Origin of the sequence: Marinobacter sp. LQ44 (assembly GCF_001447155.2) — a bacterium.
Taxonomy (GTDB): Bacteria; Pseudomonadota; Gammaproteobacteria; order Pseudomonadales; family Oleiphilaceae; genus Marinobacter.
The window spans coordinates 406,016-426,658 of the sequence record NZ_CP014754.1 but is presented as its reverse complement, the minus strand read 5'-3'; the positions used below and the strand labels follow the sequence as shown (position 1 = coordinate 426,658).

Here is a 20,643-nt window from a genome sequence, read left to right as displayed (position 1 = left end):
TCTACACTGATGTCAGAAAGATAGAGGGATTTGTTCGTACCTCTTCTGGAGAATTAATACGCCCAAAAGGCCTGGTCTGGTGTTTCCTTACGCGGAGCAAAACCTGTATGCCCCTGGACCCTATGGAGAAAAGGCGCCTCGCTGCGCTCGAGAAGTTAGGGATTATGGACACGCCACCAGAGGAACGGTTTGACAGGCTGGTTCGAATTGCCCGCCAGTTTTATGGAGTCAAAACGGCCTTGTTCACCGTTCTGGATGATAAACGCCAGTGGTTTAAATCCAAAGACGGCATCGATGCTAAGGAAACACCACGCTCAGTGGCTTTCTGCGATTATGCGATCCGTCAGGACAAGGCTTTTATCGTCGAGGATGCCAGCAAAGACCCCCGCTTCAAATCCAACCCCTTGGTTACCGGCCAACCCCACGTCCGTTTTTATGCGGGCATTCCTGTTCGGGAGCCCAGTGGCTTCAAGCTCGGAACCCTTTGCATCATTGATGATAAGCCGCGCCAGATCCAGGAAGTAGAGCTGGATGTACTTCGTACATTGGCCAGTCTCATCGAGGACGAGTTGGAATGTGCTTATCTCAGCGGAGGAGACGAGGGTGACGTCACGGTGTCGCACCTCAGTCGAGCCATCCAGCGGGCCCAGAATGTCTTTCTGACTAACGACAACGAGCGGGCGGCCTTCGAGTTGATGCTGGCGGACCTACTGGCTCTTACGGGCAGCCAGTTCGGGTTTATTGGTGAGGTGCTGTATCACGACGATGGCACGCCATACCTCAAGGTAGGCGCCATCACCAACATCGCCTGGAGCCCGGAAACCCAGGCCTTGTTCCAGCAGGTAGAGCGCAGGGGCATGCTGTTCGAAAGGCTGGATAACCTCTTGGGGGCAGGAATGGTATCTGGTGGTGTTGTGCTTACCAACAACTATGCAAACGATGCCCGCCGCGGTGGCCTGCCACCTGGTCACCCTCCAATCGCCAGTTATATCGGGTTGCCGGTATACAGTGGGGGGAATCTGATCGGGTTGGTTGGCCTGGCCAACCGGGTGGGCGGCTACAAAGAAAGCATGGCCGACGACCTTGCCCCGCTGTTGCAGACCGTCGGCACCCTGATTGAACGGAAGCGTCTTTATCAGGAAAAACGTGAGCATCAACTCAGCCTGGAACAGGCCGCAAATTTTGATGCCCTGACCGGGTTGCCAAACCGACGACGGTTAACGGAACTGTTTGAACAGGAGCTGTTTGAGGCCAAGCAGCGTAGCGGCACCGTGGCGGTTTGCTTTATCGACCTCGATGGTTTCAAGGAGATCAATGACGAGCACGGCCACTCGGTTGGCGATGCTGTTCTCAGGTCGATTGCAGACCGGCTGAAGAATACCGTGCGGGGCCACGATGTGATTGCCCGGCTTGGCGGTGACGAATTTGTGGCGATACTGCGGGATGTAGACGATGAGCGTGTGTATTCCCGTATTCTGGAAGCCATCCGCCAGCCTATCAGTTACCGGCACTTTGTTTTACACCTGTCTGGCAGCATGGGCGTCACCGTTTATCCGGATGACGACGCCGACACCGATTTACTGCTTCGCCACGCGGACCAGGCAATGTATGCAGCCAAGGAATCCGGCAAGAACGCCTACAAAATCTTTGATTTGCAGTCCCATTTTACCCGGAAAGAGCGAGTAAGGGTTCTGGAGCAGATTGGCCAGGCCGTCAGTCTTGCCGAATTGGAGTTGTATTACCAGCCCAAGGTCGATTACAAGCGCCGGGTCATCGAAGGCTTCGAAGCGCTCATTCGCTGGAATCATCCGGACGATGGCTTGCTGGGCCCGGGGCACTTTCTGGAACATATTGAGTACACCGAATACGCCCGCACCGTTGGCAACCTGGTGATCAACGAAGCCATCGACAAACTGTTGCTGTTCAATAGTCAGGGTTTGGCCTATTCCCTGAGCGTGAACCTCAGCCCATCCCACTTTCTGGGCAAAACCTTCCCGGAAGACCTGGCCCAGGCAGTGGAGCGTGTGCCCCGCGGGCTCCGCCACCGCCTGATTCTGGAGCTGCTTGAAACCACCGCCATGGATGATGCCAGCCTGGTAATTGACACGCTTCGGCGGTGTCGGGACTTGGGGGTGGAGGTGTCGCTGGACGATTTTGGTACCGGCTATTCCTCTCTGGACTACTTCCGCAAGCTTCCTGCCCACGAGATCAAGATTGATCGTTCTTTTGTCAATGACATGCTGGATGATCCGGAGAGTGAGATGGTGGTCACCGCAATACTGGGCCTGGCCCGCAGCTTTGGCCGACGGGTGGTGGCTGAGGGCATTGAAAATGCTGAGACTCACATACGTCTGATTGAACTCGGGTGCGATCTTGGGCAGGGGTTCTATTATGCGAGGCCGATGCCTTACCAACAGGCTTATGAATGGGCCGCGAATTTCCGCTGGCAAACGGTTGCGGTTACCGCAGTTGGTAGCTGAACCGGGGGTATGTAAAGGTTTGGCAAAACCCTGAGCAAACTCTTTTTTTTCTCGCTGGCGTTCTCTATGGTTGCCGCTGATCAGAGCGTATGGAGAACTTCTGAATGGCACTTGCTCCCCGCAACCGCCGGCGTTGGCCAACCTGGTTTGGTGTTTTCACAGGTCTGGTGATTCTTGCAGCCGGAGGCTGGTGGTATTTCCAGAACGGCGGAAACAAACAGCCGCCACTGAACACCATCGAAGTCTCCCGCGGCGACATCCAGCAGTTGGTCAGCGCTACCGGCGTGCTGGAGCCCAGCAACTACGTGGACGTTGGTGCCCAGGTATCAGGCCAGCTCGAAACCATCCATGTAAGGGTTGGGCAAACGGTTTCCCAGGGTGACTTGCTGGCGGAGATTGATCCGACCGTATACGTGGCCAAGGTCGACGCCACCCGGGCCCAGCTCAAGAATCAACGGGCGCAACTGGATGACCGAAAGGCGCAGTTGCGGCTGGCGGAAATCCAGTTCCAGCGCCAGAGCAATTTGTTCAAAGAAGAAGCCACTACACGGGAATCGCTGCAGACTGCCGAGGCGTCACTGGCCTCCGCCAAAGCGCAACTGGCAATGCTGGAAGCACAGATCGAACAAACCTCATCCACCTTGCGTGCGGAAGAGGCCAACCTCGGGTATGCACGAATCTATGCACCCATGGAGGGCACTGTCGTGTCCATTGAAGCCCGCCAGGGCCAGACCCTGAATGCAACCCAGCAAGCCCCGGTTCTGATGCGTATTGCTGATCTGGCCACCATGCGGGTGCGGGCACAGGTATCGGAAGCTGATGTGGGCAAACTCGAGCCTGGGATGCGCGTTTACTTCACCACGCTGGGTGATGCGGAACGGAAGGTGTACGGCGAGTTGCTATACATAGAGCCGACACCGGAAGTGACCAACAATGTTGTACTGTACAACGCCCTGTTCGATGCCAATAACGATGAAGGCAAACTGCTACCGAACATGACGGCCCAGGTGTTCTTTATTCAGAGCGAAGCCCTGGATGTGCTGCGGGTGCCAGTGTCCTCGGTTCAACGGGGCCGGGTGCAGGTGCTGACCCAGGCAGGCCAGGTTGAATGGCGGGACATTGTGGCCGGCGTCAGTAACCGGGTACATACGGAAGTGGTCTCCGGCGTAAAAGAAGGCGAAAAGGTCGTGCTGGTTTCCCGGGATCCACGTTCTGGTTCCAGTAACACCAGCAATTTCCGGGGTATGCTGCGATGACCGCAAGCCGGCCTCTGATCGAGTTGCGAGGCATTACCCGTTCTTTCGGGGAGGGGGAGTTGGCCGTACCGGTACTCAAGGGCATTGACCTGAAAATTTATCCGGGTGAGTTCGTTGCCATCATGGGCCCCTCCGGGTCCGGTAAATCCACCTTGATGAATATCCTCGGTTGCCTGGACCAGCCAACCTTGGGGGAATACTGGTATGACGGCCGTGACGTTTCCGCGCTCAGTCGGGATGACCTGGCGTTATTGCGCCGGGAGGCTTTCGGCTTTGTTTTTCAGAGCTACAACCTGCTGCCGGGCATGACCGCTCGGGAGAATGTTGAGATTCCGGCCATCTATGCAGGCAGGGCCCCCGCCCAACGCCGGGAGCGGGCGGAGAAACTGTTAACCGAACTGGGGCTGGGAGAGCGGCTTACCCATCGCCCCAACCAGTTGTCTGGTGGTCAGCAGCAGCGCGTTTCAATTGCCCGGGCATTAATGAACGGTGGCCAGGTGATCTTCGCCGATGAGCCGACCGGCGCACTTGACAGCAAAAGCAGTAAAGAGGTTATCCGGCTACTGACGGAGCTGTCTGGCAAGGGGCATACCGTTATTCTGATCACCCATGACCAGAATGTGGCCGATGTTGCCCGCCGGCAAATCCATATCGCCGACGGCGAAGTGGTTCGAGATACCGGCCAGGATGACAGCGCTGCAGTGTCTTCACCGGCGATCGAAGCAGGTCGCCATGGCGTGGTGTTGAGTGACTGGCAGGAGGCCCTGAAAAGTGCCATGCGCTCGTTGCATAGCAATCTGTTCAGAACCGCACTGACGTTGCTGGGCATCGTGATTGGCGTGGCGTCTGTGATTACCATGCTGGCTATCGGGGAGGGGGCCAGGAAAGACGTGGTTGATCGAATCAGTACCATGGGCAGTGACTTGTTGCTGATTCGCCCCGGCGGCCCGGATCAGCGTGGAGGTCGCTGGTCAGTGACGACGCTAACCCCAGAAGATTATCGTGCAATCAATGAAGTAGAAGGGGTTCTTGCAGCGATACCTGAATTAACCGGTTCGCAAACGCTTCGGTACTTTAACCTTGACCACCGTGCAGAAATTAACGCCACCTCATACCAGTTTCCGGTGGCCAGGCAGTGGCCGGTGATTGAAGGCACCTTCTTTTCTGAACAGGATGAGCTCAACTATGCGGCAGTAGCCGTGTTGGGCAAAACGACGGCCGACACACTGTTCCCCGGCGAAAGCCCGCTCGGCAAACACCTGATGGTGAACAATGTGTTGTTCCAGGTGATTGGCGTGATGGGGGAGAAAGGCGCATCGCCCATGGGCCAGGATCAAGATGACGTTGTGCTAGTCCCTTACACAACGGGTAGTTTGCGTATTTTTGGTCAAACCCACTTACGCAACATTACGGTGGCCGTGGCTGACCTGGGCAGGATGAATGAAATCGAAGCGATCATCCATGAAACCCTGTTGGCGCGTCATGGCGGTGTTGAGGACTTCACCATCCGCAATATGGCGTCGCTGATCGATACCATCTCCGAAACCCAGAATACCCTGACCTGGCTGCTTGGCTCCATTGCGGCCATTTCGCTGCTGGTCGGCGGCATCGGTGTGATGAACATCATGCTGGTGAGCGTGACCGAACGCACGCGGGAAATTGGTATTCGTATGGCAACAGGAGCTCGGGCCTGGAACATCCTGCAGCAGTTTCTTACCGAGGCCTGGCTGGTCTCGGCCATTGGTGGGCTGATCGGTGTCGCGCTGGGCATCACCGCCACCCAATTGATCGGCTCGTTTGGCACGCCGGTCCACATGACCGTGTTGCCGATGGTATTAGCGTTCTCCTGTGCCTTTGCCACCGGGCTGATCTTCGGTTTTCTGCCAGCCCGCAAAGCCGCTCACCTGGACCCGGTCCATGCCCTGGCGTCGGAATAAGACTATGACTTTGACCGCCCGAATATTGGTTTTACTGCCGGCTCTCCTGGTTGCCGGGTGCGCCACGTTCACGCCGGAGCCGGAGCTGGTGCCTTTGCCAGTTGCTCCACCGGAGCAATGGTCGGTCCAATCCGGTGAGGGGCAGGGCATCGATGCCAGTTGGTGGCAGGCTTTTAATGATGACAATTTGAACCGGCTGATAGACAAGGCCCTCGAGGCTAACCCAGGCCTGGCGGCCGCTGCCGAGTCTGTCATTCAGGCCGATTTGCAGCTGCAGTCCGCCGGTGCTGGCCTGCTGCCTTCGGTAGGGGCGTCGGCCAGTACCGGGCGGCAGGCTTCGCGAGTGTCCGGTGGCGATACCAACACCGGTGGTTCAACCAGTGCCGGGTTATCCGTGGACTATGAACTGGATCTCTGGGGACGGTTGTCTGCCGTTGAAGGCGGCGCCCTGGCGAACTTTCAGGCCACCCGATTCGATTACGACACGGCCAGAATCACTCTGGTTGCTTCGGTCGCCAGTACCTGGTTTGAATGGCTGGAGTTGCAGCAACGGGTAGAGGTTGCCCGTAACAACCTGGCGATTGGCGAACGCACTCTGGCCTTGGTGGAGGCCCGCTTCCGCAATGGGGCTGCCAGTCGGGCTGAATTGGCACGCCAACAAACCTCGGTTTTGAGTTTGCGCAACGCGGTGCCACCACTGGAATATCAGGCCCGGCAACGGCTGGCAGCACTACGGGTGCTGACCGGAGAATTACCATTTGAGGGCGACACGCCAGGGGCAGACATCGCGGCGGTCAGCATACCGGTGATCAGCCCCCTGGCTCCGGCCAGCCTGGTCACCCGTCGGCCTGATCTGGCAGCTCAGGAGGCTCGACTGGTGGCTGCCAGTGCCGATATCGAACAGGCCAGGGCGGCGCTGTTGCCGTCGGTTTCCCTGAGTGCAGCGGTGCGGTTATCCACTGACAGTTTTCTCAGCCTTGCTGATCCGACTCAAAGCGTGAGTGGTCTGTTGGGTTTAAGTCAGTCGTTGTTTGACGGCGGCCAGCGGCGAAACGCCCTGGCGATTTCAGAATCCAGGCGGGTGGCCCTGCTGGAAAGCTATCGCGGTAGTCTGTTGACGGCGTTCCAGGAAGTGGGCGATGCCCTGGACCGGGATTCTCTGTTTGAGCTTCAGGAGCAGCGCCTGCAAGAGATCCTGGCACGGGCTGAAGAGACGCTCAGGCTGACAGAAGTCCGTTATCGGGAGGGCGCGGACGATTTGTTGACCTTGCTGGAGAGCCAGCGCAGTGTGTTCGACGCCCGCCAGCAGCTGAGCCAGATGCGCCTGAACCGACTGATTGCCGCTGTTGACCTCTACAAAGCCCTGGGCGGAGGTTGGCAGCGGGATGACGAGGTGGTGGCTACAGGGCCGGTTGAGGAATAACGCCCTCTACCAGAAAAGCTTCCCGGCCGAAGTTGTGAACCTGCTTGCTGCCATCCGCCAGAGTCAGACTCATGGATACTTGTTGGTCTGAGGTGGCAACGATGAGTTTGTGGTACGACCTTGGCGCCGTGTCTCGCAGAGCGCGGGGGCTGAACAGCGCCACGTTGAGTCCATCCATTCCGCTTCCGGTTTGCCAGGGTAGCTGGTACAAACCGGCCTGCAGAGCCCGGGCCGAGAGAAATTGAAACGCTTCCGCGCCGCACTGGCGCAGGTCGCTGCCCAGCGCCTGGGATTCCCGGTAGCTGACCGGATCAGTGAGGATTTCCTGAAGATCTTGCCACTCTGTGGCCTGAAGCCGACCCCCCCGACTTGAACGGAAGCGGGCGGTAAAGACCGTGTGCAGGGTGGTCAAAGGGCGCTTGAACGGTTCTGACACGTGGCTGGTGAACACAAACCGGTAAAAAGCGGTTTCTGCCAGGGCTGTCGGAATGCTCATGGCGCCGTAGAACAGGCTGGGCTCAAAGCTGCGGCCGAACCGAGAGCCGTATTTGAGTGGCGGGTATCGAAAGGGCGTCGCCAGCAGGTAATGCAGCTTGTTGGCCTGCTCGGGGATCGTCGGTTTGCTGGCATCGAGCAGTTGCTCCAGGCGAGCCTGTTCCTGCATGTTATCAACGATTTGGGTGGTGGCGATGTCTTCCTGACTCTCTACTACCCGAAAGAGCTGGCCCTGTGGGCTGCCCAGGGTGTTTTTAATACGTTCCCTGTAGTTCAAATCCTTCCCCGCATGGCATCCAGATAGTGAATCACCCGAACCAGCCCCTCCGTTGACTGAATCATATCCCTGGGGGTGCCTTCAAAGTAGTGGTTTGGCGTGTTGAGCCAGTGGGCCATGGCCTGGTTGTCGCCACCGGTGAGGGCATAAACGCTCCGATACAGGCGCACGAACAGCAGCGCCAGTTCTCCGGACTTACTGTCCGGATCAATGCCGTCTCGGGTCAAACCGCTGCGATTTCGGCCAACAATGGCGGCGGCTTCGGCCTGGGAAAGACCAAAAGCCTTGGCGGAATTCAGCAAGGCTTTGGCCAGCAGGGCTTTGTCGCTGGTTTGGGCGGCCAGGGTAGCCGGCTCGTTCATGGCTAGGGCTCCTTTGTGCATTTTTCACCATTATATACCAATATGGCGAAAATACATCATTCGGTGCTCGTCAATCATTACTTGGGGTAGCCGGTGATACTCCTGATTTTCCGATACAGCGGTTGTAACCTCGGGTACATGTCCAGATACACCTCGGAATACAGGCGCTGGTAGAGCTCAGTCGCTTGCCCAGACGGGGTGAATACCTGGCCGACACGAGTCATTTCCCGCACTGCGGTGTCAAAATCCGGGTGCAGGCCCAGGCCCACGGCGGCGTCTATCGCCGCGCCCAGGCCGGAGGTTTCATAGGTATGCGGTCGCTCGGCAGGCAGTCCGAAAATATCGGCGGTCAACTGCATGGCAGCATCGCTTTGTGAGCCGCCACCGGCCACCCTGAGCCGGCGAATTTTCTGTCCGCCGCGTTTCTCGATCCGCTCCTTGCCTTCGCGGAGTGCGTAGGCAAGGCCTTCCAGAATGGCGCGATACAGGTGTGCCCGAGTGTGGACGTCGCCGAACCCGATGATCGACCCCTTGGCTTCGGGGCCCGGCTGGCGCACGCCCGGGCTCCAGTAGGGTTGTAGCATCAGACCCATGGAACCAGGCGGTACCGAATTGACCAGTTCGTCGAACAGGACCTCCGGTTCAATTCCCCGTTGTTCGGCCAGCTTTTGCTCCCGCAGACCAAACTCTTTCTTGAACCAACTGACCATCCAGAAGCCCCGGTAAATCATTACTTCCGTTGAGTAGTGACCGGGCAGGGCCGATGGATAAGGTGGCATGAACCGGGTGGGCTCAACGTACCGATGATTGGTGGTATTGATCGTCGCGGTGGTGCCGTAGCTCATGCAGCCGATGTCCGGGCTGAGCCCGCCGGAGCCGAGTATTTCGCAGGCCTTGTCTGACGCTGCCGCTATTACCGGCAGGCCCGCTGGCAGGCCCAGGTGATGGGCTGCGTCGGGAATCAGTTGGCCGATGGTTTCACCGGGTTGCACCAGGTCTGGCAGCATGTCACGGGTTATGGGCATGGCCTGCCATTTGAAATCGCGGTTACCGGCCCACTGCTGTTTTTTGTAGTCAAAAGGCAGGTAGCCCACCTGGCTGCCGGTGGAGTCTTTGTACTGGCCAGTCAGCCGGTAATTGAGGTAACCGGAGAGCAGCAAAAATTTGTGGGTTTGTGCCCAGAGATCCGGTTGGTTCTGGGCAATCCAGTTGGCCTGGGTTTTCTCCCGGAAACGCTCAATGGTGTTTTCAAGCCGGGCCAGCTTGAACAGAAGTCCCCAGGGGCCCTTTACCGGGCCATCCACCCGGGCATGGCGTTGATCCAGCCAGATAATGGCCGGGCGCAACGGTTGCCCGTGTTTGTCCAGGTTGATCACCGTGCCCCGTTGGGTCGTGACGGTGACGCCGGCGACCTGGTCCGGTGTTGCATCGGTACTCTGCCAGAGCGCCTCGCAGGCCAGCCCGAGATTGGCCCAGAAGTAGTCTGGATGCTGCTCGGCCCAGCCCGGGTGTTCTGAAAAATAGGGTTCGATTTCCTGCTTGCCCTTGCCATGCAGATTGCCCTGTTGGTCAAACAGCAGCGCCCGGACGCTCTGGGTGCCATTGTCGATCGCCAGAATAAGCGGTGTGTTGGCCATACCGTTTACCTGCCCCCGGATGGCAGGGCATAAGCCTGCTGATACAGCGACAGATAACGCTCCACTTCCCGCTGCCAGTGGTCGTCAGTCCATTCCAGCAGGCGTTGGCATCGCTTCTGGATGTCTGGCAGCAGGGCTCTCGCGCCGGCGGGGCAGATAAGCCCCAGGCGGGTTCTGCGCAGTAACAGGTCATCCAGGTGCTGTACCTGCTCATGCTGGCAGGCCCATTCCAGTTCAGCCCAGAGCACGCCGGAATCGGCGATTTCGGTGAAATCCGCATCGCGGCACAGTTCGCCCAGGGCCGGTCCGTAGTAGCCCTTGAGACGGTGCCAGCTTCGGTGGCGAACCTGAGTGGGCCGCGGAAAGTCGTCCGGTGGAGTGAACACTGGCTGGTCATCGGCCCGGAGCCTGTGGCTGCCATCTGGCCCGAGTGCGGCTTCCAGAGCCTCCCGGGCAATCTGGCGAAAGGTCGTGAGTTTGCCGCCGGCGACACTGATCAGGCCTTTATCCCGGCGCAGGGCGTGTTCACGGTTCTCACGGGAGGGGGCTTTGCCCTGACCATCCGTGACCACCGGCCTGACACCAGCCCAGGTGGAGATCACATCCTGGGCGGTCAGGCTGGCGCTGGGGAACAGGTGTTCAGCCACCTGCAACAGGTAGCGAACCTCCTGGTCGTTAATAACCGGTTCCTGGTCCAGGCTACCCGGATGGTCCAGGTCGGTGGTGCCCAGTACCGTTGTGCCGGCCCACGGAAAGGCAAACACCGGGCGTTTGTCCTCGGGGTGGAACAAAGACACAGCACAGGTTACCGGTAGCCGTTGCCAGGGCACGACAAGGTGGCTGCCTCTGAGCGGGCGAATGCTCAGTGGTTGTTCTGACGGGCCCTGCTGTTGCAGTTTGTCTGCCCAGGCACCAGTGGCATTGATAACCATGTTGGCTGATACGGAAACACCAGCTTCCAGTGGTTCCCCCTCCGGAACCAGAACAACACCATTAACCCTGCCGGCCTCATTCCGGGTGATCCGGTTGGCGGATACATAGTTGAGGCAGAAGGCGCCGTCCCGACTCGCCTCGGCGATCAGCCTTTGCACCAGTCGGGCGTCTTCGGTGAGGGCGTCGGTAAACAGGCTGGCACCCAGAAGCCCGGCCTGGCTCAGACCGGGCGCCCACTGCTGGCTTTGTGAGGGGGTCAGGCATTGCCGGCTGCGGACACCGGCAAGCCGGTCGTATACCGATAACAAAGTCTGGAACAGTCGGGGGCCGGGGAACTGGCCCCGGTAATGGGGCATGACAAACCGGAGCGGGTCAACCAGACCCGGGGCCTCCTCCATCATGCGCTGGCGCTCCCTGACGGCATCCCGGGTCAGGCCAATATGGCCGCTGCCCAGGTAGCGTAATCCGCCATGAACCATTTTTGAGGACCGACTGGACGTGCCCCAGGCAAAGTCTTTCTGTTCCACCAGAAGGGTTCTCAGGCCGCTCCCCGCGGCTTCTCTGGCAGCACCTGCGCCGGTGATGCCGCCACCGACAATCACCACATCGAATCGGGCATTACCGCTTTTCAGTTCTGCGAGAATCTGTTGTCGTGTCATACCGACCTCAGTCCAGAAGGGTTTTGGGATTGAGGCGGGCGTCTGGGTCAAAGCTATCCGTCAGCGCACGGATGGCGCGCATGCCCAGTTCGCCTTTTTCTACCGGCAGGAAGGGGGCGTGGTCCTTGCCAACCCCGTGCTGGTGACTGATGGTTCCCCGGTTGCGGACGATCAGTTCCGAGGTAGTGTTTTTCAGATGCTGCCATCGGGCCACGGTTTCCGGGTAGGTATCGGCCACGCGGAACACATAGGTTGTGTAGATGGAACAACCCTGTCCGTAGAAATGGGACAGGTGGGTGAACACGTGGGTTCTTTCTCCGTCCTTACTGAGGCCTTCTCGCAGATTGCTCTCAATTCGATTGAGCAGGTTATCGACGTTATCCCAGTCTGTAGCCGTTTCCAGGGTGTCTACCGCATAGCCCATTTGCCAGAGGGCCTCCCGAAAGTAGGGCATGGTGAAGCGCTTTTCGGCCCACTTGGCGCCAAGTTTTGTGCCTGTATAAACACCACCATGGGCGCTGCACACTTTCTTGGCTTGAGCCAGGGTGGAACGGCACTGGGCTTTGCTGCCGGTAATGCCGAAGGTCATCATGCACTTGCCTTCGCGCACCCCTCTGAAGGACAGGAATTTCTCCAACATACCGATCAGTTGGGGGTGGCCGGCCAATGCCAGTTGGGTTTCGGTTTCTATGGCGTTGCTTAACCGTAACATGGACAGGGGAATCCGGTTCTGAACCAGTTTTCGGCAAGCCGTTTTTGCCTGGTCCCAGCCTGGGAAGAACACCACATAAAAGGCTTCCTGGTCAGCCAGGTGGCTGACACGGGCTTTAACTTCAGTGATCAGCCCCAGCCGACCTTCGGAGCCCAGAATCATCTCCCGGATATCCGGCCCCGCACTGGAAGCGGGCAGGGTGGGCAGGTCGAGGGTACCTTGCAGGGTTTCGATTCGGCCGCCGGCAAACAGCTGCTCAATTCGGCCGTAGCGAAGGGACTGTTGCCCACTGGAGCGGGAGGCCACCCAGCCGCCTATGGTCGAGAGCTCGAAGGACTGGGGGAAGTGGCCCAGGGTATACCCGTGGGCACGTAACTGCGACTCAACCAGGGGGCCTGGCGTGCCGGCGCCAAACGTAGCCAGTTGGCTTTCCCGGTCCAGATCCAGAAGGCGGTTCATTTTGGCCAGGCTGACGGTCAGCACCGGTTTGCCCTGGTCGATGGGGTTGATATGGCCCGCCACGCTGGTGCCGCCACCGTAGGGAATCAGATGCAGGTCGTGATCTTGTGCGTAGCGCAGCAAGGCCCGAACATCCGAATTGGAGTCTGGAAATGCAACCCCGTCAGGGAAGGTGCCAATCTCACCACTGCGAAGCGCGAGCCAGTCCACCAGGCTTTGGCCCCGGGCGTGGCGCACTCGTACCTCCGCGCTGGTATCGATCAGATCCTCAACCTTGGCGTCGGCGGGCAGGCGGGTGGCCGGTACCTTCAGGCAGACTTTCTCCAGGGTGGCGTCCGGCAACGGATTGGCAGAACCAACTCGTTGTTCAAGAAATGCCTGGCCCTGCATTGGCAGCTCCAGGTTGAACTTATCATCACCCCATCCGTTCCAGCGTCGCATCGACCACAACTCCCGATTTCATGAAAAGTGTCGGCATTCTATAGCGTTGGCGCCAAAACCCAGTGGCAGAGTACGACATTGGCTTTGTCATTTGCCGCCAGACCAAACGCTAATGCCGCATCGACTCCGTTAACCGCCGGTTAAGGTCCTGCCAGTGTTCAAGCCTCTGGGCGTCGCCAATCCTCGACCGCTCGCCAGAAGAACGGTTGAGCCAGAGGCCTTCACCGTTGAAACTATAAACCGGTTCAAGATCAGTTCGTTGAGAGGCGGGCTTAATGTCGTTTATCAGGTTGTCGAGGATCAATGGATCGGCATCCGGGGTCTTGTACCAGGCCAGAACCATATGGGCCTGGTTCAGCTCCAGGGCTTTCACATAGATAATGCGCAGCTCTTCGTCGGGAACGCCCATGGCTCGGAGTGTCAGGTACTTGGCGATGGAAAAGTCTTCGCAGTCTCCGCCGTTGGTGGTCAGCAATTCTACGGGCGTGGCCCAGTAGTCTTCCTCCCCCCAATGCTGGATGTCACTGACAAAAGGGATCCGGTTAAAGAACGAATTGACCAGGCGAAGCTGTCGGTCGATGGGGGCATTACGGGCCAATTGATGCAGTCGCTGCCAGTCTTGCAGCCTTTGATGAGCTTCCTGGCCGAACTCGCTGAGGACGTAGGTCATCAGTCGGTCACTGAGTTCTATGGCGCCTGCCAGGGAAATGGCAAATACCAGAGGCAGTAAAATCGAATGGCGACGCGCAGACCAGGTTGCCGTTGCCATATCAGGCCTCAATTACTGTTCTGTAGCCGTTGGCGTAATTGCTCCAGTCGCTGCCTGATCTCCTCTCGTCGTTGTTGTTCGCCCGCGGGCGTTGCCGTGCCGCTGGACGATGCACGTTGTGCGGGCTGGGGTGTTTGCCGTTGCTGAATCTCTCGGTCGAGCGCTTCTGCACTGGTACTGGCGAGTGAAACACCCGAGCGATCATCAAGCTCCGGGAAATAGAGGTTTTCGAGCTTTCCTGCGCGTTCAATGATGACCCTGTTCGGGAAGACCGTACGGAGTTTGGCGTTGCCCGGGAGTTCGCTGCCCACCAGATATGCTTCGGTCTTGCCTTTGTCATCCTCGATAAGTGCGCTGCCCGGAAACTCGCCGTCAGCAGCCAGCACACCGCGCAGCGAAAGCCTGAGGTTGGTTTCCGGAAGATTCTCGGTATCCACCTCCACCGCGCTACCAGTGTCCGCGGCTGTGCCGAACAGGGTCAGGTTAGCCAGTTGTACTTCAGGCACGTTCTGCCTTGGTGCGTCGGTGCTATTGCCTGCTGCCTGCATCTGGGGCAGGGCACGCTGCGACTCAGTTTGCCAGAACTGGTATGCCTGCCAGCTGGTCAGCCCTAGCATGGCTACAACCGCAGTCAGCGCAAGTAATAATGGGATCCTTTGATCAAGAGCGAGCATCGAGTTTCCTGAGTGAATGATCGTAGGCGTAAAAAGCTCACAGGTTATCAGACTGAAATGAATTAGTGGCAGTATAGTGTATAGAGTTGTTCAGTGGTTCCCATTCCTGTGGTAGCCTTTTTTAGTGCCTTTGTATGGCTAAAGAAATAAAGGATTTTTCCAGCGCCGGAAAGTCCCAGAAGAATAATGAATGATCTGACGGAAACAACGAGGAAGACCTTGACCACCGAAACCGAAATGCAGCCGCAGGATGCGCCGCTGGGCCGTCTTCCGTTCACCTTTGCCAAGCGCAACGGTGTCATTCTTACCCGCAATGAAGACGGTGAAGCGATTATCCTGGTGCGACCGGGTGCGTCCCACTCTGCACTTGCTGAAGCAAACCGGATCAGTGGTGGTCGGGCCCGCTTTACCACAATTGAAGCAAACCGTTTTGACCAGGCCCTGAACGCTGCATATCAGAACGATTCGGCCGAAGCCATGCAGATGGTGGAGGGTATTGGCGATGACATGGACCTGGCATCGCTGGCGGATTCCGTGCCGGAGACCGAAGATCTTCTGGAGCAGGAAGACGACGCCCCGATCATTCGCCTGATCAACGCCATTCTCACTGAGGCGGTGAAGACCAACGCTTCGGACGTGCATATCGAAACCTATGAAAAGCACCTGGTAGTGCGCTTCCGCGTTGATGGCGTGCTGCGTGAGGTGGTTCAGCCGAAACGGGCTCTGGCGCCTTTGCTGGTTTCCCGCATCAAGGTTATGGCAAAACTGGATATCGCTGAAAAGCGGGTACCCCAGGATGGCCGTATAGCGCTCCGGGTGGCAGGACGGGAAGTGGATATCCGGGTGTCCACCATGCCGTCGTCCAGTGGCGAGCGGGTGGTGCTGCGTTTGCTGGATAAACAGGCGGGTACCATTCGGCTGGAATCCCTGGGCATGGCGGGAAATGACCTCAAGATCCTGCGCAAACTCATCTACCGCCCTTACGGGATTCTTCTGGTTACTGGCCCGACCGGTTCCGGTAAGTCGACAACCCTGTACGCGTCATTGCAGGAGATCAACGACCGAAGCCGCAATATTCTGACCGTCGAAGACCCCATCGAATACAACCTGCCTGGTATCGGCCAGACCCAGGTCAACACCAAGGTGGATATGACCTTCGCCCGGGGGCTTCGGGCTATCCTGCGCCAGGACCCGGATGTGGTCATGATTGGTGAAATCCGGGATCTGGAAACGGCGGAGATTGCCGTTCAGGCCAGTTTGACCGGTCACCTTGTGCTCTCAACCCTGCATACCAATACTGCAGTGGGTGCCATTACCCGCTTGATGGATATGGGCATTGAACCCTTCCTGATTTCCTCAAGCCTGGTGGGTATTGTTGCCCAGCGTCTGGTGCGGGTGTTGTGTACCCATTGTCGCGAACCCTATACGCCGACCGAAGAACATTGCGAATTCCTGCAGCAGGACCCGGCCAATCCGCCCACCATTTATCGGGCCAAAGGCTGTGAACACTGCAACCAGCTGGGATACCGTGGGCGTATCGGTATCTATGAGGTGGTGGAAATTACCGAAGAAATCAGCACGCTGATTCACAAACGGGCAGGGGAGATGGACCTGGAGAAAGCCGCTCGCCTTCGTAGCCCGAGTATTCATGCGGATGGGGTCAAAAAGATCCTTGAAGGCACTACCACCGTGGAAGAAGTTCTGCGCGTTACCCACCGGAGCCAGTAATCCATGCCAGCCTACGTTTACAAAGCGCTGGACCAACGGGGAAAGCAGAAGCAGGGTGTTCTGGAGGCAGACGCTGCCCGTGCTGTTCGTCAGCAATTGCGGGAGCGAGGGTTAACCCCGCTGACCGTTGAACCAGCCGTTGACAAACAGCAGGCCAGAACCAACCCGTTCAGTAATCGAGGCTCCCTGAGTGCGGCGGACCTCGCCCTGGTAACCCGCCAACTGGCCACCCTGATTCAGTCAGGCATTCCCATCGAACAGGCACTCAGTGCAGCCGCGCAGCAATCCACCAAGCCCCGCATCCGCAGCATGTTAATCGCGATTCGGGCCAAAGTGATGGAAGGCTACACGCTGGCGGACAGCTTTGGTGAGTTTCCAAGAGCATTTCCCCGGCTTTATCGATCCACCGTTGCTGCCGGTGAACACGCCGGCCACCTGGACCTGGTGCTGAACCGGCTGGCGGACTACACCGAAAACCGCCAGGAAGCCCGGCAGAAAATTCAGTTGGCCGCGATCTACCCGATCATTCTCAGTGTGGTTGCTATCGCTATCGTGGTCTTCCTGCTGACCTACGTGGTGCCGGATATCATCGAGGTGTTTGTCCGGCAAGGACAGGACTTGCCCGGGCTGACCATGGCCATGTTATCGGTGTCGGAATTTCTCGGCACTTATGGTGTCTATCTCTTTATCCTGTTGATGTTGGCACTGGTTGGTTTTCGGGTTGCCCTGAACAAACCCGGGTTCCGGATGAAATTTCACAAGCAGTTGTTACATCTTCCGTTGTTCTCGGGCATGGTTCGGGGTGTGAACACTGCGCGTTATGCAAGCACCCTGAGCATCCTGACCACCAGTGGTGTACCTCTGGTGGAGGCCATGAAAATCGCCGGTGAGGTATTGTCAAACGACTACCTGCGCAAAGAGCTGAAAGATGCAGCACGTAAAGTCAGTGAGGGCGGTTCGTTGCATCGGTCGCTGGACCAGACCGGCTATTTTCCGCCAATGATGTTGCACATGATTGCCAGCGGCGAGGCCAGTGGTGAGCTGGACGGCATGCTGGAGCGCACCGCCCGGATGCAGGAGAACACCCTGCAGTCGAAAATTGCCGCCATTGTCGGCCTGTTTGAGCCGTTGATGCTGCTGGTGATGGGCGTTGTGGTGCTGATCATCGTATTGGCGATCATGCTGCCCATTCTGAACATGAGCAATCTGGTGGGCTGATGCCTGCCTTGAAGACTGACTAACCCAAGACCCAGGTCAATGATGAGTGGAACGATGAGTATGAAACAGAACCCGAACCAGGCCCGTAACAAAGGCTTCACGCTGATTGAAATCATGGTGGTGATGGTCATCCTTGGCTTGCTGGTAGCGATTGTGGCACCCAACATCATGGGCCGTAGCGACCAGGCTAAAGTGACGGTGGCGGAAACCCAGCTCAGCAATATTGCCAATGCCCTGGACCTCTACCGCCTGGATAACAGCCATTACCCGTCTACACAGCAAGGTCTGGAAGCGTTGGTGCGCCGGCCCAGTGGGTCACCCGAACCCCGTAACTGGAACGCAGACGGCTACCTGAAAAGCGTCCCGGAAGATCCCTGGGGTAACGAGTACCAGTACGTGAGCCCCGGAACGGAGGGTCCCTACGATCTTTACTCCTTCGGCTCTGACAGCCAGGAAGGTGGTGAAGGCGATGCCGCCGATATCAGCGTCTGGAATACCGGGAACTGATTGATTGTGAAACGCAGGGCGAACCAAATCGGTTTTACGCTGATTGAAATTCTGGTTGTCCTGATTATTGTCGGGCTTCTGGCCGCGTTGGCGGTGTTCAACATGGCCGGAAGTTCCCAGAAGCGAGAGTTGGAGAATACCGTTCAGGACCTGTTCCTGCTGATGCAAACCGCATCGGAACAGGCGATCCTGAACAATCTGGAGCTTGGGCTGTTAATTGAGGACGACAACTACCGATTCGTGTCGTATCAGGATGACACCGGTGAATGGAAGTTGTCCGGGGAGCGGCTGTTCCGTGCCAGGCCCTTGCCTGAATGGCTAACCCTCACTGATTACATTGAGAACGACGCGCCCCGCCTGACCTCGGCAGAAGATCGTCTGCGCCCGGATGTGGTGTTTTTCTCCAGTGGCGAAACCACACCCTTTATTATTGAGTTCACCATCGGCAACAACACCGACGACATGCACGTAATCGAATCTGACGGTGTATCCCCGCTTCAGTGGCGAAAGCCGGGCAGTGAGGATGAGGCATGGTAAACACAGTCAGAGGTTTCACGCTGCTTGAAGTGCTGATTGCCTTGCTGGTGTTCGGGTTGATCGCCACCGCCGCAGCGGAGGTGGGTAGCCAGTACATCGCAAGCTACGAACGGGTTCGCGATAAAACCCTGGCCGGCTGGGTGGCCGATAACCGGATTAATGAACTCCGTTTGCAAGAGGCGTTGCCGGGCATTTCCGAAAACTCCGATGATCAGGATTTCGGCCAGTACCGGTGGCGGGTCACCACGGTTGTTCAAGGCACCGCCGAGCCGAGCATGCGTCGGGTGGAAGTAACCGTTGCCCGCTACACTGACAGTGGGGGCGACCCGGTTCCGGTGCATACCCTGTCAGCATTTCTTGGGGAGAAGTGATGCGCTCCCGTTCAGGCTATTCAGGTCTTCACACCAGTTCCGGTTTTACCTTGATGGAAGTGTTGATTGCGGTGACCATCACCGCTGTTATCGGCCTCGGCGTATGGCAGGTGATCAATGGCGTGGTGACTGCGCGGGACCGGGTAAATGATGTGTCTGGCGAGTTCGAAAACCTCCAGAAAACCATGTTACTGCTGGAGAGGGACCTGAACCAATTGGTTAACCGGCCGATTCGGGATGTCTACGGCGACTTCCGGCCCGCACTCAGCAGTCGTGAGGACGCTTTTGAACTGGTATTAACCCGCCAGGGTTGGCGCAACCCCCTTGGCCTGAGGCGCAGTGGGCTGCAACGGGTTGCCTGGGAATACACCGGGACCGAGCTCCGGCGCCGCTACTGGCCGACGGTTGACCAGGGGCAGGAAGATAACAGCCAGGATCTGCTGTTACTGGACAACGTGGTGTCGCTCGAAATTCGCTTTCTGAACAGTCAACTGAACTGGCAGGACGACTGGCCGTCAGATCAGGACCTCGCCAGCCTGTCGCCCGGTGCAAGGCCAGTCCTGCCCATGCCGAGGGGCATTGAAATTACTCTGGAGCATGAACTGTTCGGAGAACTGGTCAGAACCTTTGCCCTGGCTGACTTTGACCTTGCCCAGGCACAGGCCGTGGTTAACCAGCAGCAGGGGGCGACGGGCAACTCGGATACCGATGAAGAAGAATCTCAGGAAGTTCAGGATACCCAGCAAGGGGCCGGCACATGAAACGGCAACCGGTCAGGAGTAAACCGTCCGGACAGCAGGGCGTAGCGCTGATCATGGTGCTGCTGGCCATGGCTCTGGTGGTGATGCTGGCCACAGGCATGAGCAGGCAACAAAGTGTTCAGGTGTTCAAGGCCGGGCATTACCTGGCGCAGCAGCAGGGGCACAGCATTGCACTGGGCGCCGAAGAGTTCGCCCGCCGGATTCTGGTACGCGATTTTGAGCAGGACCGGGAGGACGGCGTGATGGTGGACAGCCCCGATGAATTCTGGGCTCAATATGCTGCCATCCTGCCACTGGACGACAACGGCGTGGCGGAGGTTCAGATAGATGACCTTGCAGGGCGCATCAATCTCAATGATCTGGTTACCCCAAACGGCCAGGTAGACCCTTTGACCCGCGACAGACTGGTGCGGCTGTTCCGGGCTCTCGGCATTACCGCTGTTTCAGTCGACGCACTGATTGACTGGATTGATGCAGATGACCAGACCATCAGTGCCTATGGCGCCGAAGATGGCCAGTACCTGATAGCGGAGCCGGCGTATCGGGCGGCCAATCAGCCGTTTGTGTCAATCACCGAATTACGCCTGATCGATGGGATGACCGAGGAAATCTATGTGGCGCTCCGGCCTCATGTCAGTACGCTGCCGGTCAGTGGTATCGGGATCAACGTGAATACCGCCACTGGCGCGGTGTTGATGTCGTTGCACGATGACATGACGGAAGCTCAGGCAGAGTCAGTTCTGGCCAAGAGAGAAGAAGAGCGGTTTGAGAATTTGCAGGATTTCCTCGCTTTGCCCGAGTTTTCCGGCATGGGGCTGAAAACCACCGGGTTGACCTTGCAAACCCGTTTTTTTGAAGTTGTTTCACGGATTACCTACGATAATCGTGTCGTTAATATGGTCAGCACGGTATTCAGGAGTCCGGAGGGTGAAGTCCGGACGGTGCACAGGGATTCCGGGCAAAAGAATCGCATCACCAAAGAGCCATATACATTCTCAGAAGGATAG

General features: G+C 57.9%; 18 protein-coding genes. 11 read left to right on the top strand and 7 right to left on the bottom strand.

Going from position 1 to position 20,643, the window contains the following annotated elements; genetic code table 11:
• The first annotated feature begins 107 nt into the window (after positions 1 to 107).
• From ASQ50_RS01990 to ASQ50_RS01975, 4 genes are all read left to right on the top strand, one after another.
• Complete coding sequence (locus ASQ50_RS01990) at positions 108 to 2,480, top strand: EAL domain-containing protein (RefSeq protein ID WP_058091070.1); 2,373 nt, start codon at positions 108 to 110, stop codon at positions 2,478 to 2,480.
• A gap of 104 nt (positions 2,481 to 2,584) precedes the next feature.
• On the top strand, positions 2,585 to 3,736 hold the full coding sequence (locus ASQ50_RS01985; protein ID WP_058091069.1) for an efflux RND transporter periplasmic adaptor subunit: 1,152 nt from the start codon (positions 2,585 to 2,587) through the stop codon (positions 3,734 to 3,736).
• On the top strand, positions 3,733 to 5,673 hold the full coding sequence (locus ASQ50_RS01980) for a MacB family efflux pump subunit (protein ID WP_058091068.1): 1,941 nt from the start codon (positions 3,733 to 3,735) through the stop codon (positions 5,671 to 5,673). The genes ASQ50_RS01985 and ASQ50_RS01980 overlap by 4 nt, the downstream gene beginning before the upstream one ends.
• 4 nt (positions 5,674 to 5,677) lie before the next feature.
• Positions 5,678 to 7,096 carry an efflux transporter outer membrane subunit gene (locus ASQ50_RS01975; RefSeq protein WP_068351323.1) on the top strand — a complete coding sequence of 473 codons (1,419 nt, stop codon included), beginning with the start codon at positions 5,678 to 5,680 and terminating at the stop codon, positions 7,094 to 7,096.
• On the opposite strand, the gene ASQ50_RS01970 is transcribed toward ASQ50_RS01975, so the two are convergent.
• The 7 genes from ASQ50_RS01970 to ASQ50_RS01940 all read right to left on the bottom strand — a co-directional run bounded on the left by ASQ50_RS01970 (position 7,074) and on the right by ASQ50_RS01940 (position 14,514).
• Positions 7,074 to 7,868, bottom strand: a complete 795-nt coding sequence (locus ASQ50_RS01970; RefSeq protein WP_058091067.1) for an RES family NAD+ phosphorylase — start codon at positions 7,866 to 7,868, stop codon at positions 7,074 to 7,076. The genes ASQ50_RS01975 and ASQ50_RS01970 overlap by 23 nt on opposite strands.
• Complete coding sequence (locus ASQ50_RS01965; protein WP_058091066.1) at positions 7,865 to 8,230, bottom strand: MbcA/ParS/Xre antitoxin family protein; 366 nt, start codon at positions 8,228 to 8,230, stop codon at positions 7,865 to 7,867. Before ASQ50_RS01965 ends, ASQ50_RS01970 begins: the two co-directional genes overlap by 4 nt.
• A gap of 77 nt (positions 8,231 to 8,307) precedes the next feature.
• The gene (locus ASQ50_RS01960) at positions 8,308 to 9,867 is read right to left on the bottom strand and encodes an FGGY-family carbohydrate kinase (protein ID WP_058091065.1); all 1,560 of its coding nucleotides are present in this window, start codon (positions 9,865 to 9,867) and stop codon (positions 8,308 to 8,310) included.
• A 5-nt stretch (positions 9,868 to 9,872) separates the two neighbouring features.
• The gene (locus ASQ50_RS01955; RefSeq protein WP_058091064.1) at positions 9,873 to 11,459 is read right to left on the bottom strand and encodes a glycerol-3-phosphate dehydrogenase/oxidase; all 1,587 of its coding nucleotides are present in this window, start codon (positions 11,457 to 11,459) and stop codon (positions 9,873 to 9,875) included.
• A 7-nt stretch (positions 11,460 to 11,466) separates the two neighbouring features.
• Positions 11,467 to 13,071 carry an FAD-binding oxidoreductase gene (locus ASQ50_RS01950; RefSeq protein ID WP_058091063.1) on the bottom strand — a complete coding sequence of 535 codons (1,605 nt, stop codon included), beginning with the start codon at positions 13,069 to 13,071 and terminating at the stop codon, positions 11,467 to 11,469.
• A 109-nt stretch (positions 13,072 to 13,180) separates the two neighbouring features.
• Entirely contained in the window at positions 13,181 to 13,840 is a 660-nt protein-coding gene (locus tag ASQ50_RS01945) for a transglutaminase-like cysteine peptidase (RefSeq protein ID WP_058091062.1), read from the bottom strand.
• Positions 13,841 to 13,848: 8 nt separating this feature from the next.
• Positions 13,849 to 14,514 (bottom strand): type II secretion system protein N, encoded by a 666-nt coding sequence (locus ASQ50_RS01940; protein ID WP_058091061.1) that lies wholly within the window; start codon positions 14,512 to 14,514, stop codon positions 13,849 to 13,851.
• 237 nt (positions 14,515 to 14,751) lie between these two features.
• On the opposite strand from ASQ50_RS01940, the gene gspE reads away from it, so the two are divergent.
• From gspE to gspK, 7 genes are read left to right on the top strand one after another with little or no spacing between them, the layout of a single operon-like run.
• Positions 14,752 to 16,242: a type II secretion system ATPase GspE gene (gene gspE / locus ASQ50_RS01935; protein ID WP_230714764.1), complete on the top strand. Its 1,491-nt coding sequence runs from the start codon at positions 14,752 to 14,754 to the stop codon at positions 16,240 to 16,242.
• A gap of 3 nt (positions 16,243 to 16,245) precedes the next feature.
• On the top strand, positions 16,246 to 17,460 hold the full coding sequence (gspF, locus tag ASQ50_RS01930; protein WP_058091060.1) for a type II secretion system inner membrane protein GspF: 1,215 nt from the start codon (positions 16,246 to 16,248) through the stop codon (positions 17,458 to 17,460).
• Positions 17,461 to 17,514: 54 nt separating this feature from the next.
• Positions 17,515 to 17,967, top strand: coding sequence for a type II secretion system major pseudopilin GspG (gene gspG, locus ASQ50_RS01925; protein ID WP_058091059.1), 453 nt, complete (start codon positions 17,515 to 17,517; stop codon positions 17,965 to 17,967).
• Entirely contained in the window at positions 17,968 to 18,504 is a 537-nt protein-coding gene (gene gspH / locus ASQ50_RS01920; protein ID WP_374786585.1) for a type II secretion system minor pseudopilin GspH, read from the top strand. It begins immediately after the preceding gene.
• Entirely contained in the window at positions 18,498 to 18,875 is a 378-nt protein-coding gene (gspI, locus tag ASQ50_RS01915) for a type II secretion system minor pseudopilin GspI (protein WP_058091058.1), read from the top strand. The genes gspH and gspI overlap by 7 nt, the downstream gene beginning before the upstream one ends.
• The gene (gene gspJ / locus ASQ50_RS01910) at positions 18,875 to 19,636 is read left to right on the top strand and encodes a type II secretion system minor pseudopilin GspJ (RefSeq protein ID WP_076657117.1); all 762 of its coding nucleotides are present in this window, start codon (positions 18,875 to 18,877) and stop codon (positions 19,634 to 19,636) included. Before gspI ends, gspJ begins: the two co-directional genes overlap by 1 nt.
• Positions 19,633 to 20,643 (top strand): type II secretion system minor pseudopilin GspK, encoded by a 1,011-nt coding sequence (gene gspK / locus ASQ50_RS01905; protein ID WP_058091057.1) that lies wholly within the window; start codon positions 19,633 to 19,635, stop codon positions 20,641 to 20,643. Before gspJ ends, gspK begins: the two co-directional genes overlap by 4 nt.